The organism is Amycolatopsis sp. NPDC049159 (genome assembly GCF_040648295.1).
Taxonomy (GTDB): Bacteria; Actinomycetota; Actinomycetes; order Mycobacteriales; family Pseudonocardiaceae; genus Amycolatopsis; species Amycolatopsis pretoriensis_A.
The window spans coordinates 111750-129938 of sequence record NZ_JBEZDL010000027.1 but is presented as its reverse complement, the minus strand read 5'-3'; the positions used below and the strand labels follow the sequence as shown (position 1 = coordinate 129938).

The window sequence follows — 18189 nt, the reverse complement described above, 5'->3', positions numbered from 1 at the left end:
AGTGTTGTCCTGTCTTACGTTGTGTTCACTTCCCTATGTGGGTGGTGGGGTCCCGCCCCCGGGCCCGGCGGGGGGGGGTGGCAACAGCTCCCCGGGTCGCGCCGGCCGCGGCTTCGGCGGCCGGCGCGACCAACGTGGCGCCGGCGACGGCGACCGCCGCGACGGGCGCCCAGCGGCGTGACCATCGGCGGAGGCGGTTCGAGGGGGACATTGTGCTGCCTTTCGCTTCGGGGCGACGCCGGACGGCGGGAATTGTCCGGCAGCTTGTCCGCTCAGTCGTGAAAATATAACGTATGTTGTCTCATATATCAGATCGACCGATTCGATGACACCCCGAGCCACGGGAGCCCCGGTGGAACTGAACCGTCGCAAGCTGTTCGAGCTCAGCACGGCGGGCGTGGCGACCGCGGGGTTGTCCACGCTCGGCGTCCCGCAGGCGAGCCCAGTCGGTGCGGCACCGGCCGGCCCGGTGACCGAAACGGTACTCCTCACCGGCAGCGACGCCGACCACACCGTCGACTGGGACTTCCAGGTCACGGCCGGCCGCCGGGCCGGGGAGTGGGGCACGATCCCGACGCCGTCGAACTGGGAGTGCCACGGCTTCGGCAGCTACCACTACGGCGGCGACCTGGTACCGGCGGAGAAGGGCAGCTACCGGCACCGGTTCACCCCGCCGGCGTCGTGGTCCGGCCGCCGCATCTTCCTGGTGTTCGAGGCCGCCATGACCGACGCCGAAGTGCGCGTCAACGGCGTCTCGGCCGGGCCGGTGCACCAGGGCGGGTTCTACCGCTTCCGTTACGACGCAACCGCTTTGCTGCGGCTCGGCGAGCCGAACCTGCTCGAAGTCACCGTCAGCAAGGAATCCGCGGACGACTCCGTGAACGACGCCGAGCGCCGCGGTGACTTCTGGAACTTCGGCGGCATCTTCCGGCCGGTGACCCTGCAGGCGTACCCGGCCGCCCGCGTCGACCGGGTCGCGGTCGACGCCCGCGCGGACGGGACCTTCACCGCGCAGGTCACCCTCGCCGGCGTGAGCACGGCGTCGCGGCTGACCGCGCGGCTGCGGAGGCTCGACGGCACCGCGGTCGGCGACCCCTTTTCCGTCGCCGTGGCGAGCGGGGCGACCAGCGCGACCCTGACCACGACGGCCGCGCAGCCGCTGCTGTGGACCGCCGAAACGCCCCACCTGCACCAGGTCGAGCTGACGCTCGCGAGCGCCACCGGAGTGGCCCTGCACAGCACGGTCGAACGCTTCGGCTTCCGCACGGTCGAAGTCCGGGCCGGGGACGGCATCTACGTCAACGGCCGGCGGATCGTCCTCAAAGGAGCGAACCGGCACACCTTCTGGCCGACCTCCGGCCGCGCGTCGAGTCCCCGCCTGGCCCGGCTGGACATCGAGCTGATGAAGGACATGAACATGAACGCGGTCCGGATGTCGCACTACCCGCCGGACGCGTTCTTCCTCGACCTCTGCGACGAACTCGGGCTCTACGTCCTGGACGAGCTGACCGGCTGGCAACGCGACTACGACGAGGGCGTCGGCGCCCCGCTCGTCGAGGCCATGGTGCGGCGCGACGTCAACCACCCGTCGATCCTGTTCTGGGACAACGGGAACGAAGGCGGCTGGAACACCGCGCTGGACGACGACTTCGGCCGCCACGACCCGCAGCGGCGCGCGGTGCTGCACCCGTGGGCGACCTTCAGCGGCGTCGACACCAGTCATTACCAGACCTACAGCAGCACCGTGGCCAAAGCCGCCGGTAGCACGGTCTTCATGCCGACGGAGTTCCTGCACGGGCTCTACGACGGCGGGGCCGGCGCCGGGCTGAACGACTACTGGAAGGTCATGGGTGGCGCGCAGCGCTCCGCGGGCGGGTTCATCTGGGCACTGGTCGACGAAAGCGTGGCCCGCGACGACCGGGGTGGCGCGCTCGACACCAACGGCAGCCGGGCTCCCGACGGGATTCTCGGGCCGTACCGGGAGAAGGAAGGCAGCTTCTTCACGATCAAGGACATCTGGTCGCCGGTCCAGCCGGCCAATCCGGGCTACTACGACTCGGTCTTCCCGGCGTCGTTCGACCAGACGGTGAAGCTGGTCAACCGGTACGACTTCACGAACCTCCGGCAGTGCCGATTCACCTGGCAGCTGCTGGCGTTCGCCGCCCCCGGCACGGGCGCCGGGCACCGGGTCGTCGCCGAAGGCCCGGCCGACGGCCCGGACGTCGCACCCGGGGCGACCGGCGCGCTGCGGCTCGGCCTGCCCGCCGACTGGACCGGTGCCGACGCGCTGCGGCTGGACGCGACCGACCCGGCCGGCCGGGCGCTCACCGCGTGGACGTGGCGGATCCGGAAGGCGCCGGACTACGCCGCCCGCGTGGTGCGGCCCGCGACCACGGGAAGCGTCGTCACGACCGAGACCACGACGGACGTGACGCTCATCGCGGGCGCCACCCGGATCACGATCGCCAAGGCGAGCGGGCGGCTGACCGGCGTGCGCCGGGACGGCTCGCCGGTGTCGCTGGTGAACGGCCCGGCCCCCGCCCACGGGACGGCCGCGCTCACCGGGTTCAGCCACTTCCGTGACGGAACCGGCTGGGTGGCGCAAGCCGGCTACAGCGGCGACCTGGTTTCCGTGCGCTGGCGGCTGGACGCGAACGGCTGGCTGAGGCTGGACTACCACTATCGCGCCACCGGAGATCACGAGCACCTCGGGGTGAACTTCGACTACCCCGAGGCGAACGTGCGGGGCCTGACCTGGCTGGGGGACGGGCCGTACCGGGTCTACAAGAACCGGTTGCGCGGGGTGCACCTCGATGTCTGGACCAAGCCGTACAACGACACCGCGACCGGCGCGAGCGGGTTCGGCTACCCGGAGTTCAAGGGTTACCACGCGCGGACTCACTGGGCCGTGCTGCAGACGTCCGAGGGGGCGGTCACGGTGGTCGCCGCGGAGGACGGCCTGTTCCTGCGGTTGTTCACCCCTGCCCCAGGGCCCGATCCCCAGCACGCGGTGACCGGCTACCCGGCCGGCGGGATTTCTTTCTTGGACGGCATCGCGCCGATCGGAAACAAGTTCCACGACGTCACGGCGTTGGGCCCGGAAAGCCGGCCGAACGCCGCCACCGGTGATTACCACCGCACGGTGTACTTCCGCTTCGACGCGTGAGTGCTTGTCGTCCGGATGGACGATTCCCTTCCCGTTCCCGAAATCAGGACCGGCTCCACTGCCGGTTGGCCGGGTCGGCGCAGTCGCCGGTCGTCAGCTCGGTGCTGTTCGCCGTCCCGTGACCGATCGGCGTGAGGCACTGCGCGGACGCGGCGTTGATGACGGCCCCGTCGGACCGCACCTGCCAGTGCTGATCGGCCGAACCGGTGCAATCGGTGATCTGGACGGCAGCCGAGTCCGCTTGCAGGCACTTGGTGTCGTAGACCTCGAGGGCGTTGCTGTCGGTCGAAACCCACGTCTGGTTGCTGCCGCCGTTGCAGTCCCACAGAGCCGGGCGGGTGCCGTTTTCCTGGGACAGGGCCGGAACGTCCACGCACTTGCCGGACGTCGTCCCGCGGAGCACGCCGGTGACGTCGCCGCGGGCCCAGCGCTGGTTCGCGCCGCCGTTGCACGTCCAGACGCCGATCGTGGTGCCGGCGGTGGTGCCGTGCGCGGTGGCGTCGAGGCACTCGCCGGTGCCGGCCTGGGTGACCGTGCCGTCGGCGTTGAGCGCCCACTTCCGGGAGCCGGTGCAGTCGGCGATCTGCGTCGCATCGTCGGCGGTCACGTCGAGGCATTTGCTGCCGTAGACGCGCAGTTCGCCCGCCGCGGTCAGGGTCCAGCTCTGGTTGCTCCCGGCGGTGCAGTCCCACAGCGCCACCCGGGTGCCGTTCGTGGTGCTCGCGGCGGGAACGTCCGCGCACAGGCCCGATTCCGCACCCTTGAGGATGCCGCGCAGGTCACCGGCCGGCTGCGGGGTGATGGTGAGGTTGTCGAATTGGTCGGTCTGGTAGCCGACGACGCCGAGACCGGCCTGCCCGGTGAGAAACGTCCGGTCGGTCGTCGTCGCGAGGGTGGCGCCGTCGGCCTTGGCGGTGATCTGGTTGCCGCTGAACGTGAGGCTGAGCGTGTGCCAGGTGTTCAGGCCCAGTGCCGCGCGCGTGCCGGAGGCCAGGGTGGTCAGGACGCCGCCGGTGGAGTTGCGGGCGATCGACCAGGCGCCGGTGTCGGCGATGCGCAGCTGGTAGGCGGCCTGGTTGCGCTGCGGCCGGTTCTGGGTGCCGGCCCGGCCGAGCAGCGTCACGTTCCCGGCTTGGCGCAGGGTGACGTCGACGCTGACCGTGTAGTTGCTCCAGGACGGATCTCCGACGAGGGTGAAGGCGTCGCTGTCGTCCTGCCAGTTGATCGGCCGGACCGGCGCGACCTGCTGCAGGCACTGCCCGGACCGCCCGCCGGTGCACGGGCGGGTTTCGTAGGAGCCCTGCATGTCTTCGGTGTACTTGGGCTGCTTGCGGGTGGCGTACTGCTCGAAGTTGTCGGCGTAGGGCAGCGCGAGGCTGCCGCGAGCCGGCCCGGCGGCGGTGCCTTTGCCCTGCCCGGTCGTCGTGGTGACCGTGTAGATGTGGTTCGGCTGCAGGGTCAGCCGGTAGCCGCCGTTGGCCGGCGTCACGTCCGGCTGGCGCACGAACCAGTTCGCGGAGCTCGACGAGTCCGTGTCGGTGGCCCAGACGTGCACGGTTCCGGTGCTCAGCCCGCCGGACACCCTGACGTCGACGGTCTGCGCCGCGGTGCTGCCGCTCGTTTCGTACACCGTGGAGTAGTCGGTGTTGTTCGGGGACTTCAGCGACACGTAGCTGCCGTTGGCGCGATCGCCGCCGAGGTAGGCGCTGGCCGAGCCGTTGAGGTACTTCCAGCCGGGCTGGGTGAACTGGGTGTAGTGCGCGTTGGCCCACAGGTTCTTGCCGACCCGGTACGCTCCCGACCACGGCGAGCCGGCGTCCATCAGCCCGACCGTCGCGTACGGCAGGTTCGGGGTGATGGCCGCGATCAACGGCCAGTTCAGGTACCCGCTGATCTCGGCGTCGAGGTAGCCGCGGTTGACGGTGCGGATGTAGGGCACGACGCCGTCGTTGTCGTCCTGGGAACCGAACTCGCTGGCCCACAACGGCTTCCCGCTCGAGCGGGCGTTGGCAGTGGTGCTGCACGAGGTCGCTTGCGACAGGTAGCCGCACACGTAGTGGTTGCCCAGCGTGCCCACGGCGTTCTTCAGCGCGGGGTCGGCGGCGAACTCGTCGGCCATGCCCCACCCGCTGTCGTCGCCGACGATCTTGACGGCGGAGAAACCGGCGTTGTCCAAGCCGGTGCGCAGGTTCTTGTACCAGGTGCTGTCGTGGCCGCGTTCGTTCCAGCCGCCCAGGTAGCTGATCGTCAGCCCGTGCCCGCGGGCGCACTTCAGCCACGAGATGTCGTAGTCGATCATGTCCTGGGACCAGAAGCTGCCCCCGCCGATCCAGCCGGGAGCCGCCCAGGGGAGGGCCACGAGCTTGATGCCGGGGTTCCGCGCGACCGCCTGTTCGCCGAGCCAGAACTCGTAGCCGACGTTGCAGTCGATGTCCCCGCGCACGTGCTGGTGCGACGGCTCGGATCCGTCGGTGGAGTTCGCGTCCCCGCCGATCTCCAGCTTCAGCAGTTGCACGGCCGCGCCGTAGCCGGGTTTGAAGAGGTAGTCGAGGATCTGCGAGCGTTGCGGTTCCGGGTAGTCGACCAGCAGACGCGAGTTGCCCCCGCCGCCGCTGATGGCACCGACCCCGTCGAACGTCCGCCCGACGACCCCGCCGTTCACTTCCGCCGTGGTCGCGGCGCCGGCTTCGGGGGCACTCACGATGTGCAGGACGCCGGCCACCAAGGCCAAAAGGGCGAGCTGGACCGCGATGCGGAACGCGCGGGGCTGCTGCTGCCGCGAGGTGCGCCGGGACTGGGGGATCGCGTGAGGCACTCGCTTCTCCTGCCGCTGGAGGAGATCGACCCGCCGCCGGGTCCGGAGCGAGAGCGTGCCGGCAGGGGCCGATCAGTGCTGTTCGTGGAAGCCGATCGAGCTGAAGTCCCGCTGGAGCGTGCGCACGTGGCGGCGGCGCACACTCGGCTGTCGAGTTTCGTTGACTTTCGTTGAAGTTCAGGCGTTATTGCACTGCATCGCTCACGACCCTGTCAAGACCCGACAAGGACCGGACACGGGTAAGGCAGCGGTTAACCCGGAGCAAGCGAAAGGCTTAACTCGGACATTTCACCGGACCTGCCACCGTTCGCCGCACCTCGTTCCCCGAGCGTTCACCTCCGTCGCCTGCCGGTGGTCATTTGCTGTCCCTAAGTTTTTCGGCGCAAGCCACGGACGAAGGCGAAGGGACCCATGGACGCACCGCCGGCAGTGAGAGCGCGTGAGATCACCAAGTGCTTCGACGACGTCGTCGCGCTCGACGGGGTCGACTTCGACGTCGCGCCGGGGGAGGTCCACGGATTGGCCGGGCCGAACGGTGCCGGGAAGACGACCTTGCTCGGTTTGCTGCTGAGCCTGGCCGTGGCCGACGAAGGGCGGCTCGAGATCCTCGGTTCGCCGGTCGGGCGGGCGCTCGCCGCGCCCGCCGGGGTGGCCGGGTTCGTGGACGGGCCCGGGCTCTACCCCTCGCTCACCGCGCGGCAGAACCTCGTCGCGCTGGCGGCGTTGCGCGGGCGCGACCGGCACTCGACGCGGATCGGTGACGTCCTCGACGAGGTCGGTCTCGCCGACGTCGCCGACGACCGCGTGCGCGGGTTCTCCCTCGGCATGCGGCAGCGGCTCGGGCTGGCCGCGGCCCTGCTCACCGAGCCCCGGCTGCTGGTGCTCGACGAGCCGGCGAACGGCCTGGACCCGGCCGGCAAGAAGCACGTGCACGGCGTGCTCGGGCGGCTCGCGGCCGGCGGCACCGCCGTGGTGCTCTCCAGCCACCGGATGGACGACCTCGAAGCGCTGTGCTCCGACGTGACCATCCTCGCCACCGGCCGGGTCGTCTTCAGCGGCCCGCTGGGCAAGCTGTCCACCGAGAACGCGGAACTGGACTACCGGCTGCGCACCGCCGATCCGGTGGCCGCGCGAGCGCTGGTGGCCGGGGCCGCCGGGGTCCGCCTCGTCGAGGACGCCGACGTCTTCGTGGTCCGCGCCCGGGTGCCCGCGCTCGACGGACTGGTGCTGCGGCTGGGGGCGGACGGCATCGCCGTGCGCGAGCTCGCGCCCGTGGTGTCCCCGCTCGAAGCCGCCTTCCTCGCCCTCACCGAACAGCCGGAGGCCGGCCGATGACCGCGAACGTCGCCGAAGCACCGGTCGAGCGCCCGGTTCCCGTGCTGCGGGGCTACCGCTTCGAACTGGTCAAGCTGGTGTCCGCGTGGCGCATCCGCTTGCTGGTGCTCGCCTGCTGGCTCGCGCCGGCGCTGTTCGTCGCCGTGGTGAGCGGGCAGAGCTCCCTGCCGGTCGACACGTTGTTCGGCCGCTGGATGAACGCCACGGGCTGGGCCGGGCCGCTGGTGATGCTCGGTTTCGCGGGCACGTATGCGCTTCCGCTGCTGACGTCGGTGGTCGCCGGGGACGTCTTCGCGGCCGAGGACCGGCTCGGCACCTGGCGGCACCTGCTGGTGGCGGTCCGCTCCACCCGGCGGATCTTCGCCGCGAAAGCGCTTGCCAGCCTGACCGTGATCCTCGTGCTCGTGGCCGGGATGGCCGTTTCCGGTGCGGTGGGCGGAGTCCTGGCCGCCGGGAACCGGCCGCTGGCGGGTCTCGACGGCCACCTGCTCGCCCCGGGCGACGCCGCGGTGCAGGTGCTGCTCGCGTGGGTCTGCGTGCTCGCCCCGACGCTCGCTCTCGGCGCGCTCGGCCTGCTCGGGTCCGTCGTGTGGGGCCGGTCGCCGATGGGCCTGCTGCTGCCCGCCGTCGTCGCGCTCGTGCTGGCGCTCGCCCAGCTGCTGCCGCTGCCCGTCGCCGTCCGCCTCGCGCTGCCGAGCTACGCCTTCATCGCGTGGAACGGCTTGTTCACCGACCCGGTCCAGCTCGGGCCGCTGCTGATCGCGGTCGGCGTCAGCCTGGCGTGGGCGGTGCTCGCGACCGCGCTGGCGTACGTCCTGTTCGTGCGCCGCGACTTCACGAACCCCGGCCACGACGGTGCGGGGCGGCGCGGGATCGTCGTGGGCGCACTCCCGCCGGCCGGACTGCTGGCCGTCACCGCGGGACTCGTCGCCGTGGCCACACCGGCGACCGGGTCCGGGATCGACCAGGACAAGGTGCAGCGGTCGCTCGCGACGGCGTTCGCGCACCTCTACCGCCTGCAGGCCGGGCAGCTCAACCGGCCCGACGTCACCGAAGCGCAGCTGGGGGCCACGGCCGCCTGCACCAAGGGCGACGGTCTCGTCGAACCGGACGGCCCCGGCAACGACTGGCGCTGCGTCGTTTCCTGGCACCTGCCGGGGATCGCCGCGACCGGTACGGCCGTCTACCAGCTGGACATCACCTCGGACGGGCGGTACGTCGCCGACGGCGACGGACCGAAGGAAGTGAACGGCTACTTCCAGGTGCGGACCCCCGCGGGGGACCGGCCCAACCCGCTCTGGCAGTTCGACGGCAACGTCGAGCTGCTCTCCTCCACCCCGAAGGGATAACCCGATGCAGGTAACACGCCGCAGACGGCGTGTCGGGAAGGTTCGCCTCCCCGGTCACTTCAGCGGTCACCGGTTCCGGTACGCCACCGCCGGCTCCGCCACGCTCGTGCTGATCGCGACCGGCACCGGCGTCGGTGTCGCGTCGACCGCGCAGTTCGGCACGGACCAGGTCGGCCAGGTCACCGAAAACGGCCAGGTCGTCTCCGCCGACCAGTACCTCAAGCCGATCGGCGACCGGCTGGTCGTCGACAACGGCAAGATCATGGCGTCCTCGGTCAGCCCGGACGGTGCCCACCTCGCCGCGCTGACCACCGACGGCGGGATCGCGCTCACGATCGTCGACCTCAAGGGCTGGAAGGTGCAGCAGCTCGTCGGCAACTCCGTGACGGCGAACCTGCGCATCCCCGGCAACGACGTCGGTCAAGAAGGACCGGCGTACTCCCCGGACGGCAAGGCGCTGTGGCTGGCGCAGACCGACGGCTACACCCGCTTCACGGTGAACCCCGACGGGACCGTCGCCGCCCCGACGCCGGTCAAGATCCCGGCCGACGGCCCGAAGCACGCGCTGGTGGCGCAGGCGGTGTTCTCGCCCGACGGGTCCACTGTGTACTCCGCGGTCAACGGCCAGAACCGCGTCGTCGCCCTCGACGCGGCGACCGGGGCGATCAAGCAGAGCTGGGCCGTCGGCAACGCGCCGCGCGACCTGGTCCGCGTCGGGACCAAGCTGTACGTCAGCAACGAAGGCGGGCGCCCGGCGCGGCCCGGTGAGCCGACGCTGAACTCGTACAACACGCAGGTGCCGGCCAGCCGGTTCACCGGCGCGACGACGAGCGGCACGGTCAGCGTCATCGACCTGGCGAACGCGGCCGCCGCGCCGAAGAGCATCGACGTCGGCCTGCACCCGACGGCGGTGTACTTCAAGCGGGGCACGCTGTTCGTCACGAACACCGCGAGCAACACCGTGTCGGTCATCGACACCGGCCGCGACAAGGTCGTCCAGACCATCGCCACCCAGCCGTGGCCGGAGGCTTCGGTCGGCTACGAGCCGGACGGCGTGACCCTCACCGACGACGGCCACCTGCTGGTGACGCTCGGCCGCGCCAACGCGGTCGCCGTCTACCGCTTCCAGTGGGCGCAGGAGCCGGTGAGCTACGTCGGCCTGCTGCCGACGGACTACTTCCCGACGGCCATCACCACGGTCGGCAAGGACGTCGTCGTCTCCAACACCCGCGGCATCGACGCCCGCCGTCCCACCACGGCCGCCGGGCACGGCACGCACGACACGACGTCGAGCGTGCAGAAGTTCCGGCTGCCGGACGACCGCGCGATCCGCGGCTACACCGGCCAGGTCTTCGAGCAGAACGGCTGGACCGACGGCTCGGTGCAGGTGGCGCACGACAACGGCCACCGGAACCCGGTGCCGGTCCCGGCGCGCCTCGGCGACCCGTCGACGATCAAGCACGTCTTCCTGCTGGTCAAGGAAAACCGGACGTACGACCAGGTCCTCGGCGACGACCCGCGCGGCAACGGAGACCCGTCGGTCACGCAGTTCGGCGAGAACGTGACGCCGAACCAGCACGCCCTGGCCAAGCAGTTCGGGTTGTACGACAACACCTACGACATCGGCACGAACTCCGCCGAGGGCCACAACTGGCTGATGCAGGCCGACAACCCGGAGTACACCGAGTCGTCGGCGGGGGAGTACCTGCGCAGCTACGACACCGAGGACGACGCGCTCGGCCACCAGAGCTCCGGGTTCCTCTGGACCGGCGCGCAGGCGGCCGGGAAGTCGGTGCGGGACTTCGGCGAGTTCCAGCAGTTCCTGACCAAGCCCGCCGGGGCGAGCTGGCAGAACCTGTACTGCGACAGCAAGAACATGGCGGCCACGGGTGAGCCGAGCGCGTACCCGCTGGTGTCGTCGTCGCCGATCCCGTCGCTGAACAACGTTTCGGTGCCGGGCTTCCCGAAGTTCGACACCGCGGTGCCGGACGTCTACCGGTACCAGATCTGGAAGGACGACTTCGAGAAGAACGGGCCGGCCAACCTGAACATGTTCTGGCTGTCCAGCGACCACACCGGCGGCCCGCCGAACGCGGCCGCCCAGGTCGCCGACAACGACCTCGCGGTCGGCCGGATCGTCGACGAGATCTCGCACAGCCAGTACTGGAAGGACTCGGCGATCTTCGTCGTCGAGGACGACTCGCAGGCCGGTCTGGACCACGTCGACGGCCACCGGGCGCCGGTGCAGATCATCAGCCCGTACGCCCAGCACGGCGTCGTCGACAGCCACTACTACTCGCAGATCACGATGGTCCGGACGATCGAGCAGATCCTCGGCGTCAAGCCGATGAACCAGAAGGACAGCGCGGCGACGCCGATGAGCGCGGCGTTCACGAAGAAGCCGGACTACACGCCGTTCACCGCGCTGCCGAACCGGACGTCGTTGACGGCGGGCCTGGCGACCCAGCCCCCGTGCGGCCCGGACACCCCGGCCGCGGCGAACCCGGCGGCGGCCCCGGTGCCGTCGTCGGCGGTGCCCGCGGAGAAGGAGCAGGTGGCGGCGCGGTGGCAGGAGTGGACCACGCACCAGCGGCTGACCGGCCCGGACGCGGTCGCCGACTACGCCAACCCCGCGCAGATGAACCACTTCACGTGGTACCAGACGCACGGGTGGCAGCTGCCCTACCCGGGTGAGAAGCAGGTGTTCGCGCCGGAGGAGGTACCGGGCGCTTACCTCCCGTCGGCGGAGTCGGACGGCTGAGCTGTTCTCGCGTCGAAGACCCCTGGCCGGTGCTGCCGGCCAGGGGCCTTCGCTGTCGGGTCAGCGGCGTCCGGACAGGGTGCGCGTCACGCCTCGGGCCGCGGCCAGCAGGACCGCGATGCCCGCGTCCGCGTGGTCGTCGTTCGGGACGATGATCGAGAGTGCCGCGACGACGTCGTTGAGCGCGTCGCGGATCGGGACCGCGATCCCGGTCGCGTCCTCGTGGACGTGGCCGGCGAGAAAGGCGTAACCCTGCTTCCGCACGGCCGCCCACGCGCGGTCCAGCTGGTCCGCGGTCGTGATCGTCGCCGCGGTGCAGGCGGGCATCGGGCGTCGCAGTACGCGCTGCCTGACTTCGGCCGGGGCGTACGCCAGCAGCACGTGGCCGCACGAGGAGATGTGCGGTGGCAGCCGGCCGGCTATCTGGGAATAGTTGATCACCGCGTCGCGGGCGGACAGGCGCTCGATGAACAGCACCTCGTCGCCGTCGAGGACGCCGAGCTGGGCGTGGTGGCTCACCACCGCGTGCAGGTCCTCCAGGTAGGGCATCGCCGCGTCGCGCAGCGAGGACGTGGGGGAGGCGCGGGCCGCGAGCTCCCACAGCCGGACGCCGATCCGGACCTCGCGGCCGGGGCCGCGGGCCAGCAGGCCGTGCGTGGTCAGCTCGGCGATCAGCCTCGACGCCGTGGCGATGTGCAGGCCGGTGCGCCGCGCGATCTCCGTGACGGTCAGCGACGTCTCGTCGGCGGTGAAAGCGGCGATGATCCGCGCCGCGCGGGCGATGGACGACTCGCCGGTGGGGGCCCGTGGCATGACCACGAGTATCGCCCGGGCCGGTTCTCTCGTCCATTGAGAGTTCGTTTCGCGCTCGCGCCGGGGTCGGCGATGGTCGTCGGGGAGGATCGACGATGACCCTGATGAACACCCTGCGCGTCCACCGCAAGACCGTGGCCGCCGACGGCGTGGTGGCCCTCGAGCTGACCGCCCCCGACGGCGGCCGGCTGACGGACTGGACGCCCGGCTCGCACCTCGACCTCGTCCTGCCCGGCGGGCTGACCCGGCAGTACTCGCTGTGCGGCGACCGCTGGGACCCGCGGCGCTACCGGCTCGGGATCCTGCGGGAACCCGGCGGCCGCGGCGGTTCGGCCCGCGTGCACGACGAGCTGGCCGTCGGCGACGAGGTCGGCGTGGGCGGTCCGCGCAACAACTTCCCGCTGGTGCCGTCGCCGGAGTACCTGTTCGTCGCCGGCGGCATCGGGATCACGCCGCTGCTGCCGATGGTGCAGCAGGCCGAGCTGCTCGGCGCGCGGTGGCGGCTGCTCTACGGCGGGCGGAACCGCGCGGCGATGGCGTTCCTCGACGAGCTCGGCGCGTACGGCGAGCACGTCCTGGTCCGGCCCCAGGACGAACACGGCCTGCTCGACCTGGCGGGCTTCCTCGGCGAGCCCCGCCCGGGGGTGAAGGTCTACGCCTGCGGCCCGGCGCCGCTGCTGGGCGCGATCGAGCGGGTCTGCGCGGCGTGGCCGCCCCGCGCCTTGCGCACCGAACGGTTCGCCGTCGACGACTCCGCCGCACCCGCCCGGGCCACGCCGTTCGAGGTCGAACTGGCCCGCACCGGGGTGCGCGTCACCGTGCCGGTCGGGACGAGCGTGCTCGACGCCGTGACCGGCGCGGGCGTCGAAGTCCTGTCGTCCTGCCGCCAGGGCACGTGCGGCACGTGCGAGACCACCGTGCTCGCCGGCCGTCCCGAACACCGCGACGCGATCCTCGAGGACCACGAGCGCGCCGCGGCCGACTGCATGTTCGTCTGCGTGTCCCGCTCGCTGTCCGACCGGCTCGTCCTCGACCTGTGATCCCCTCGGAGGCCACCGTGACCACCCTCGAAACTCCCTGCCCGGTCCACGACGGCGACCCGTTCAGCCGTGCGGTCCTGGAGAACCCGCTCCCGCTGCACGCGGAACTCCGCGACGCCGGACCGGTCGTGCGCCTGCGCCGCTACGACGTCTACGCGGTCGCCCGCCACGAGCAGGTGCACGCCGCCCTCACCGACTGGCAGCGGTTCCAGTCCGCGGCGGGCGTCGGCCTGGCGAACTTCCGCACGGAGAAGCCGTGGCGGCCGCCGAGCCTGCTCTTGGAGGCCGACCCGCCCCGGCACGACGCACCCCGGCGGGTGCTGAGCAAGGTCCTGGGCCCCCGCGCGCTCCGGCACCTGCGCGAAAGGTGGCTGGCCGACGCGGAAGAACTCGTCGGCCGAGTCCTCGCCGACGGCCCGCGGTTCGACGCCGCCACGGCGTTGTCCCACGCGTTTCCGCTGCGCGTTTTCCCCGACGCGGTGGGCATTCCGGTCGACGGACGCGAGAACCTGCTGCCGTACGGCGACCACGCGTTCAACGCCTTCGGCCCGGACAACGACCTCGTCGCGCGAGGCGCGCCCCGGGTGCCGGAACTGTCGGGCTGGGTGAGCGAGCAGTGCCGCCGCGAGGTCCTCGCACCGGAGGGCTTCGGCGCGGAGATCTGGGCGGCCGGCGATCGCGGTGACATCACGCACGAGCAGGCTCCGCTGATCGTGCGATCGTTGCTCACGGCCGGGGTGGACACGACCGTGCACGCGCTTTCCGCCGTGCTGCACGCATTCGCCACGCACCCGGACCAGTGGCGGCGGTTGCGTGAGAATCCTGGCCTGGCGCGGGTGGCGTTCGACGAGGCGGCGCGCTGGGAGTCGCCGGTGCAGACGTTCTTCCGCACGACCACGACCGAGGTGCGCGTCGGCGACGTCCGGATTCCCGAGGGGCACAAGGTTCTGATGTTCCTCGCCGCGGCCAACCGCGACCCGCGCCGGTGGAGCGACCCCGACGCGTTCGACCTTTCGCGCGATCCGTCGGGTCACGTCGGTTTCGGCATGGGACTGCACCAGTGCGTCGGCCAGCACGTCGCCCGCCTCGAAGCCGAGGCGCTCCTGACGGCACTGGCCCGGCGCGTGAGGACGATCGAGCTCGCCGGAACACCGGAGCGGCACCTGAACAACACGCTTCGCGCGTGGCGCTCGCTGCCGGTCCGGGTGCGCACTGATCGAGCTCCCGCGTGAACTCCCGGCACGGCGGCTACTTCCGGGCGGCGGCGACCTTCTTGCGAGGTGCGCGCTTGCTGGGCGCCTTGGCGGGCTCGGCGTCCTGCGCCTGGGCGGCGTCGTAGGCGGCGATCACCTCGGAGGAGAGCCGGCCCCGCTCGGAGACTTCGTAGCCGTTCGTGTTGGCCCAGGCGCGGATCTGCTGGTTGCGCTCGCGGTCGGACGCGGTCGACTGGCCGGTCGCGACGCGGACCTTGCGGCCGCCGGTGCGACGGGCGGCGTTGATGTAGCGGGCGAGTCCGCCGCGCAGGGCGGCCGCGTTGCCGTCGGAGAGGTCGATCTCGTAGGTGACGCCGTCGAGGGAAAACGGGATGGTGTGGGCGGCGGGGGTACCGTCGATGTCGTCGAGCATCTCGACGAGGACCTTCTGGGCCATTCCTGCTCCTTGCGGCGGTATATACCAGTAAGTGAACGCGCGAATTCCGCGGTCCCCGTCAAGTGTATACACAACTTCCCGCCGCGGAAATTGGTTCGTCCCGCCGGTTGCACGAATCCGGGAAACGCGCCGCGAGCCTGATCGGCGAATTCCCGTCGGGCACGAACAACCGGCCCGCGGCGAAAACGGTGCCTTTTCCGCATCGGGTTCCGGGTCGCGATGTTCACCAGGCCGCTTGCCGGGGGCGACCGGCTCCGCGACGAACAGGCCGATGACGGCGCCGAGGGGCAGGCTCGAGCCGAGCACGGCGGACGCCACCGCGCTACCCGACCGCGGGCCGCCGGGTGACGGACAAGTACTTGACAAGCCCGCGGGCGCCGTTCAATCTCTCTAATTAACCGTACGGTACATACCTGACCGGGTGGTACCTGGACTGCGACGGCGCACCCGCGGAGGAGATTGACGTGACCGATCGTCCGGATGGCGCAGTGGGCGCCCCGCCCGCGGGCCGGCCAGCCAAGGCGGCCTTGGCCGCGTGGATCGGCAGCGCGCTCGAGTACTACGACTTCTTCATCTACGGCACGGCGGCCGCGCTGGTCTTCAACAAGATCTTCTTCCCGGCCTCCTCGCCCGCGACCGGCACGCTGCTGGCGCTCTCGACCTTCGGCGTCGGCTACGTGTCGCGGCCGCTCGGGGCGCTTTTGCTCGGGCACCTGGGGGACAAGTTCGGCCGCAAACGCGTGCTGCTGGCGACGTTGCTGCTGATGGGACTGTCCACTGTGCTCGTCGGCTGCCTGCCGGGCTACGGGACGCTGGGCGTGGCCGCGCCGATCCTGCTGGTCGCGCTGCGGTTGCTGCAGGGCCTGTCCGCCGGCGGGGAGCAGGCCAGCGCGAACTCCATGAGCCTCGAACACGCCCCCGAGCACCGGCGCGCGTACTACACGAGCTTCACCCTCAGCGGCACGCAAGCCGGGCAGATCCTGGCGACCGCGGTGTTCCTGCCGGTGGCCGCGTTGCCGCAGGAAGAGCTGCTGTCCTGGGGCTGGCGGGTGCCGTTCTGGCTCAGCGCCGTCGTGGTGCTGGTCGGGTACTACATCCGGCGTTCGCTGGAGGAGACGCCGGTGTTCCAGGAGGAGGTCGCGAGCGGCGAGGTGGTGAAGCTGCCGCTGGCCGTGCTGCTGCGCGACCACTGGGCCGACGTCCTGCGCGTGGTCGTGGCCGCCCTGATCGCTTCCGTCAGCACGATCTTCACCGTCTACGCGCTCAGCTTCGCCGTGAACACGGTGGGCCTGAGCAAGACGCCGATGCTGTGGGTCGGCGTGCTGGCCAACGTCGCCGCCGTCGTCTCGATCCCGTTGTGGGCCAAGTTCTCCGACCGCTTCGGGCGCAAGAAGATCTTCATGGCCGGGTCGCTGGGCTGCGCGATCCTGATCTTCCCTTACCTGGGCGCCATCGCGGCCGGCAGCTACCTCTGGATCTTCGTCGTCGGCATCGGGATGTTCGGCATCGTCTACACGGCCACGAGCGCGGTGTGGCCGTCGTTCTACGGCGAGATGTTCCCCGCGCGGGTCCGCCTGTCGGGCACCGCGATCGGGACCCAGATCGGGTTCGCCATCAGCGGGTTCCTGCCGACCATCGCGGTCGGGGTCACCGGGACGGGCCACGGCGCGTGGGTGGGCGTCGCCGTCTTCACCGCGGCGCTGTGCCTGGTCAACGTGATCGCCGTGGCCACCGGGAAGGAGACCTTCCGGGTGCCGACCGCGCGGCTGGGCCTCAAGGACCCGGCACCCGAGCGGAGCGGGGCCGGCGTCCCGCGGTGAGCGGCTTCGAGGTCTACGCGCTCTGCTACGGACGGCGGACCGGGTACCGCGGCGAGCACTTCCTGGGCCACGGCCGGGATTCCGCGGAACCCCACCCGACCGCCTACTACGTCTGGCTGGCGGTGTCGCCGGAGCACACGGTGCTCGTCGACGCGGGCATCCGGGCCGAACGCGCGCGGGAGGTGGCCGGGCTCGAGTACGTCGAGCCCGGCCGGCTGCTCGCCGAACTCGGGGCGACGCCGGACATCGTCGTCCTCACGCACCTGCACTACGACCACTGCGGCACGGTGGCCGACTTCCCCGGTGCGCGGTTCGTGGTCCAGCGGTCCGAAGTGGACTACTGGACCGGCCCGTGGGCCGAGCGGATCGAGCGGGAACGGTGGCTGCTCGACGAAGTCGCCCTCGACCACCTGCGGGCCGGGCCGCTCGACCTCGTCGACGGGGACGCCGAGGTGGTGCCCGGGCTCAGCGTCCACCTGGTCGGCGGGCACACCGCCGGGATGCAGGTCGTCCGCGTCGAGACGGCCGCCGGTCCGGTCGTGCTGGCCTCGGACGCCGCCCACTTCCACGAGAACCTCGACGACGACCGCCCGGCCCCGCTGCTGCACTCGATGACCGGCGTGTACGGCGCTTTCGACCGGGTTCGCGCGCTGGCCGGCACCGGTCCGGTCGTCCCGGGGCACGACCCGGAAGTGCTCACCCGGTACCCGCCGGTGGGGGACCGGATCGTCCGGCTCAGCGGGTCGTCAGGTAGCTGACCAGCATGTCGGCGACCATGCGGCGGTGGTGGTCGCGGTGGACGGGGTCCAGCATGTCGCGGTCGAAGATGGCGTTGAAGGTGTAGCGGTTCGCCGTCCGGAACACGCAGAACGCGCTGATGACCATGTGCACGTCGAGCGCGTCGACGTCGTCGCGGAACTGCCCGGCCGCCCGGCCGCGCTCGAGGATCCGGGTGAGCACGTCGAGGGCCGGGTTGGCCAGGTTGGACAGCGCGTTCGACCGGGCGATGTGCTCGGCGCGGTGGATGTTCTCGATGCTGACCAGCCGCACGAAGTCCGGGTGGGACTCGTGGTGGTCGAAGGTGAGCCCGGCGAGCTGCCGGATCGCCTCGGCGGGGTCGAGGTGGTCGACGTCGAGGTCCTGCTCCAGCGAGCGGATGACCGTGTACGCCCGTTCGAGCACCTCGACGAACAGCTGGTCCTTGTTGGTGAAGTAGTAGTAGATCATCCGCTTGGTGGTGCGGGTCTTCGCGGCGATCTCGTCCACGCGGGCGCCGTCGAAGCCCTTCTCGGCGAACTCGCGGGCGGCCGTGTCGAGGATTTCGGCACGCGTCCGGTCGGCGTCGCGGATGCGCTCGGGCCCGCGCTTCGCGGCGACGTTCGAAACCTCATCGGGCGATGGTGCTGCCACGGCCTTCCTTCCTCGCGCCGGCTGTTGTGC

At 71.2% G+C, this 18189-nt stretch carries 12 protein-coding genes; 8 read left to right on the top strand and 4 right to left on the bottom strand.

Going from position 1 to position 18189, the window contains the following annotated elements:
• Positions 1-352 precede the first annotated feature (352 nt).
• Positions 353-3166: a glycoside hydrolase family 2 TIM barrel-domain containing protein gene (locus tag AB0B33_RS39500; RefSeq protein ID WP_360781651.1), complete on the top strand. Its 2814-nt coding sequence runs from the start codon at positions 353-355 to the stop codon at positions 3164-3166.
• A 43-nt stretch (positions 3167-3209) separates the two neighbouring features.
• Here the strand turns inward: AB0B33_RS39500 and AB0B33_RS39495 are convergent, their stop codons facing one another.
• Entirely contained in the window at positions 3210-5981 is a 2772-nt protein-coding gene (locus tag AB0B33_RS39495) for a ricin-type beta-trefoil lectin domain protein (RefSeq protein ID WP_360781649.1), read from the bottom strand.
• A 429-nt stretch (positions 5982-6410) separates the two neighbouring features.
• On the opposite strand from AB0B33_RS39495, the gene AB0B33_RS39490 reads away from it, so the two are divergent.
• The 3 genes from AB0B33_RS39490 to AB0B33_RS39480 are packed head-to-tail and all read left to right on the top strand — an operon-like array spanning position 6411 to position 11426.
• Positions 6411-7316, top strand: a complete 906-nt coding sequence (locus AB0B33_RS39490; protein ID WP_360781647.1) for an ABC transporter ATP-binding protein — start codon at positions 6411-6413, stop codon at positions 7314-7316.
• Positions 7313-8665 carry an ABC transporter permease gene (locus tag AB0B33_RS39485; protein ID WP_360781646.1) on the top strand — a complete coding sequence of 451 codons (1353 nt, stop codon included), beginning with the start codon at positions 7313-7315 and terminating at the stop codon, positions 8663-8665. The genes AB0B33_RS39490 and AB0B33_RS39485 overlap by 4 nt, the downstream gene beginning before the upstream one ends.
• Positions 8666-8669: 4 nt before the next feature.
• Positions 8670-11426, top strand: coding sequence for an alkaline phosphatase family protein (locus tag AB0B33_RS39480; RefSeq protein ID WP_360781644.1), 2757 nt, complete (start codon positions 8670-8672; stop codon positions 11424-11426).
• Positions 11427-11486: 60 nt separating this feature from the next.
• Here AB0B33_RS39480 and AB0B33_RS39475 read toward each other — a convergent pair whose 3' ends face one another.
• Entirely contained in the window at positions 11487-12239 is a 753-nt protein-coding gene (locus tag AB0B33_RS39475) for an IclR family transcriptional regulator (RefSeq protein ID WP_360781642.1), read from the bottom strand.
• 95 nt (positions 12240-12334) lie between these two features.
• Here AB0B33_RS39475 and AB0B33_RS39470 point away from each other — a divergent pair, with 95 nt between their 5' ends.
• Positions 12335-13279 carry a PDR/VanB family oxidoreductase gene (locus AB0B33_RS39470; protein ID WP_360781640.1) on the top strand — a complete coding sequence of 315 codons (945 nt, stop codon included), beginning with the start codon at positions 12335-12337 and terminating at the stop codon, positions 13277-13279.
• A gap of 17 nt (positions 13280-13296) precedes the next feature.
• Positions 13297-14511 (top strand): cytochrome P450, encoded by a 1215-nt coding sequence (locus AB0B33_RS39465; RefSeq protein ID WP_360781638.1) that lies wholly within the window; start codon positions 13297-13299, stop codon positions 14509-14511.
• A 16-nt stretch (positions 14512-14527) separates the two neighbouring features.
• Here AB0B33_RS39465 and AB0B33_RS39460 read toward each other — a convergent pair whose 3' ends face one another.
• Positions 14528-14929 (bottom strand): Lsr2 family protein, encoded by a 402-nt coding sequence (locus tag AB0B33_RS39460; RefSeq protein ID WP_360781636.1) that lies wholly within the window; start codon positions 14927-14929, stop codon positions 14528-14530.
• Positions 14930-15393: 464 nt separating this feature from the next.
• On the opposite strand from AB0B33_RS39460, the gene AB0B33_RS39455 reads away from it, so the two are divergent.
• The gene (locus tag AB0B33_RS39455) at positions 15394-16749 is read left to right on the top strand and encodes an MFS transporter (RefSeq protein ID WP_360781634.1); all 1356 of its coding nucleotides are present in this window, start codon (positions 15394-15396) and stop codon (positions 16747-16749) included.
• Complete coding sequence (locus tag AB0B33_RS39450) at positions 16746-17507, top strand: N-acyl homoserine lactonase family protein (RefSeq protein ID WP_360781632.1); 762 nt, start codon at positions 16746-16748, stop codon at positions 17505-17507. Before AB0B33_RS39455 ends, AB0B33_RS39450 begins: the two co-directional genes overlap by 4 nt.
• Here the strand turns inward: AB0B33_RS39450 and AB0B33_RS39445 are convergent.
• On the bottom strand, positions 17485-18159 hold the full coding sequence (locus tag AB0B33_RS39445) for a TetR/AcrR family transcriptional regulator (RefSeq protein ID WP_360781630.1): 675 nt from the start codon (positions 18157-18159) through the stop codon (positions 17485-17487). The genes AB0B33_RS39450 and AB0B33_RS39445 overlap by 23 nt on opposite strands.
• Between the last annotated feature and the right edge of the window lie 30 nt (positions 18160-18189).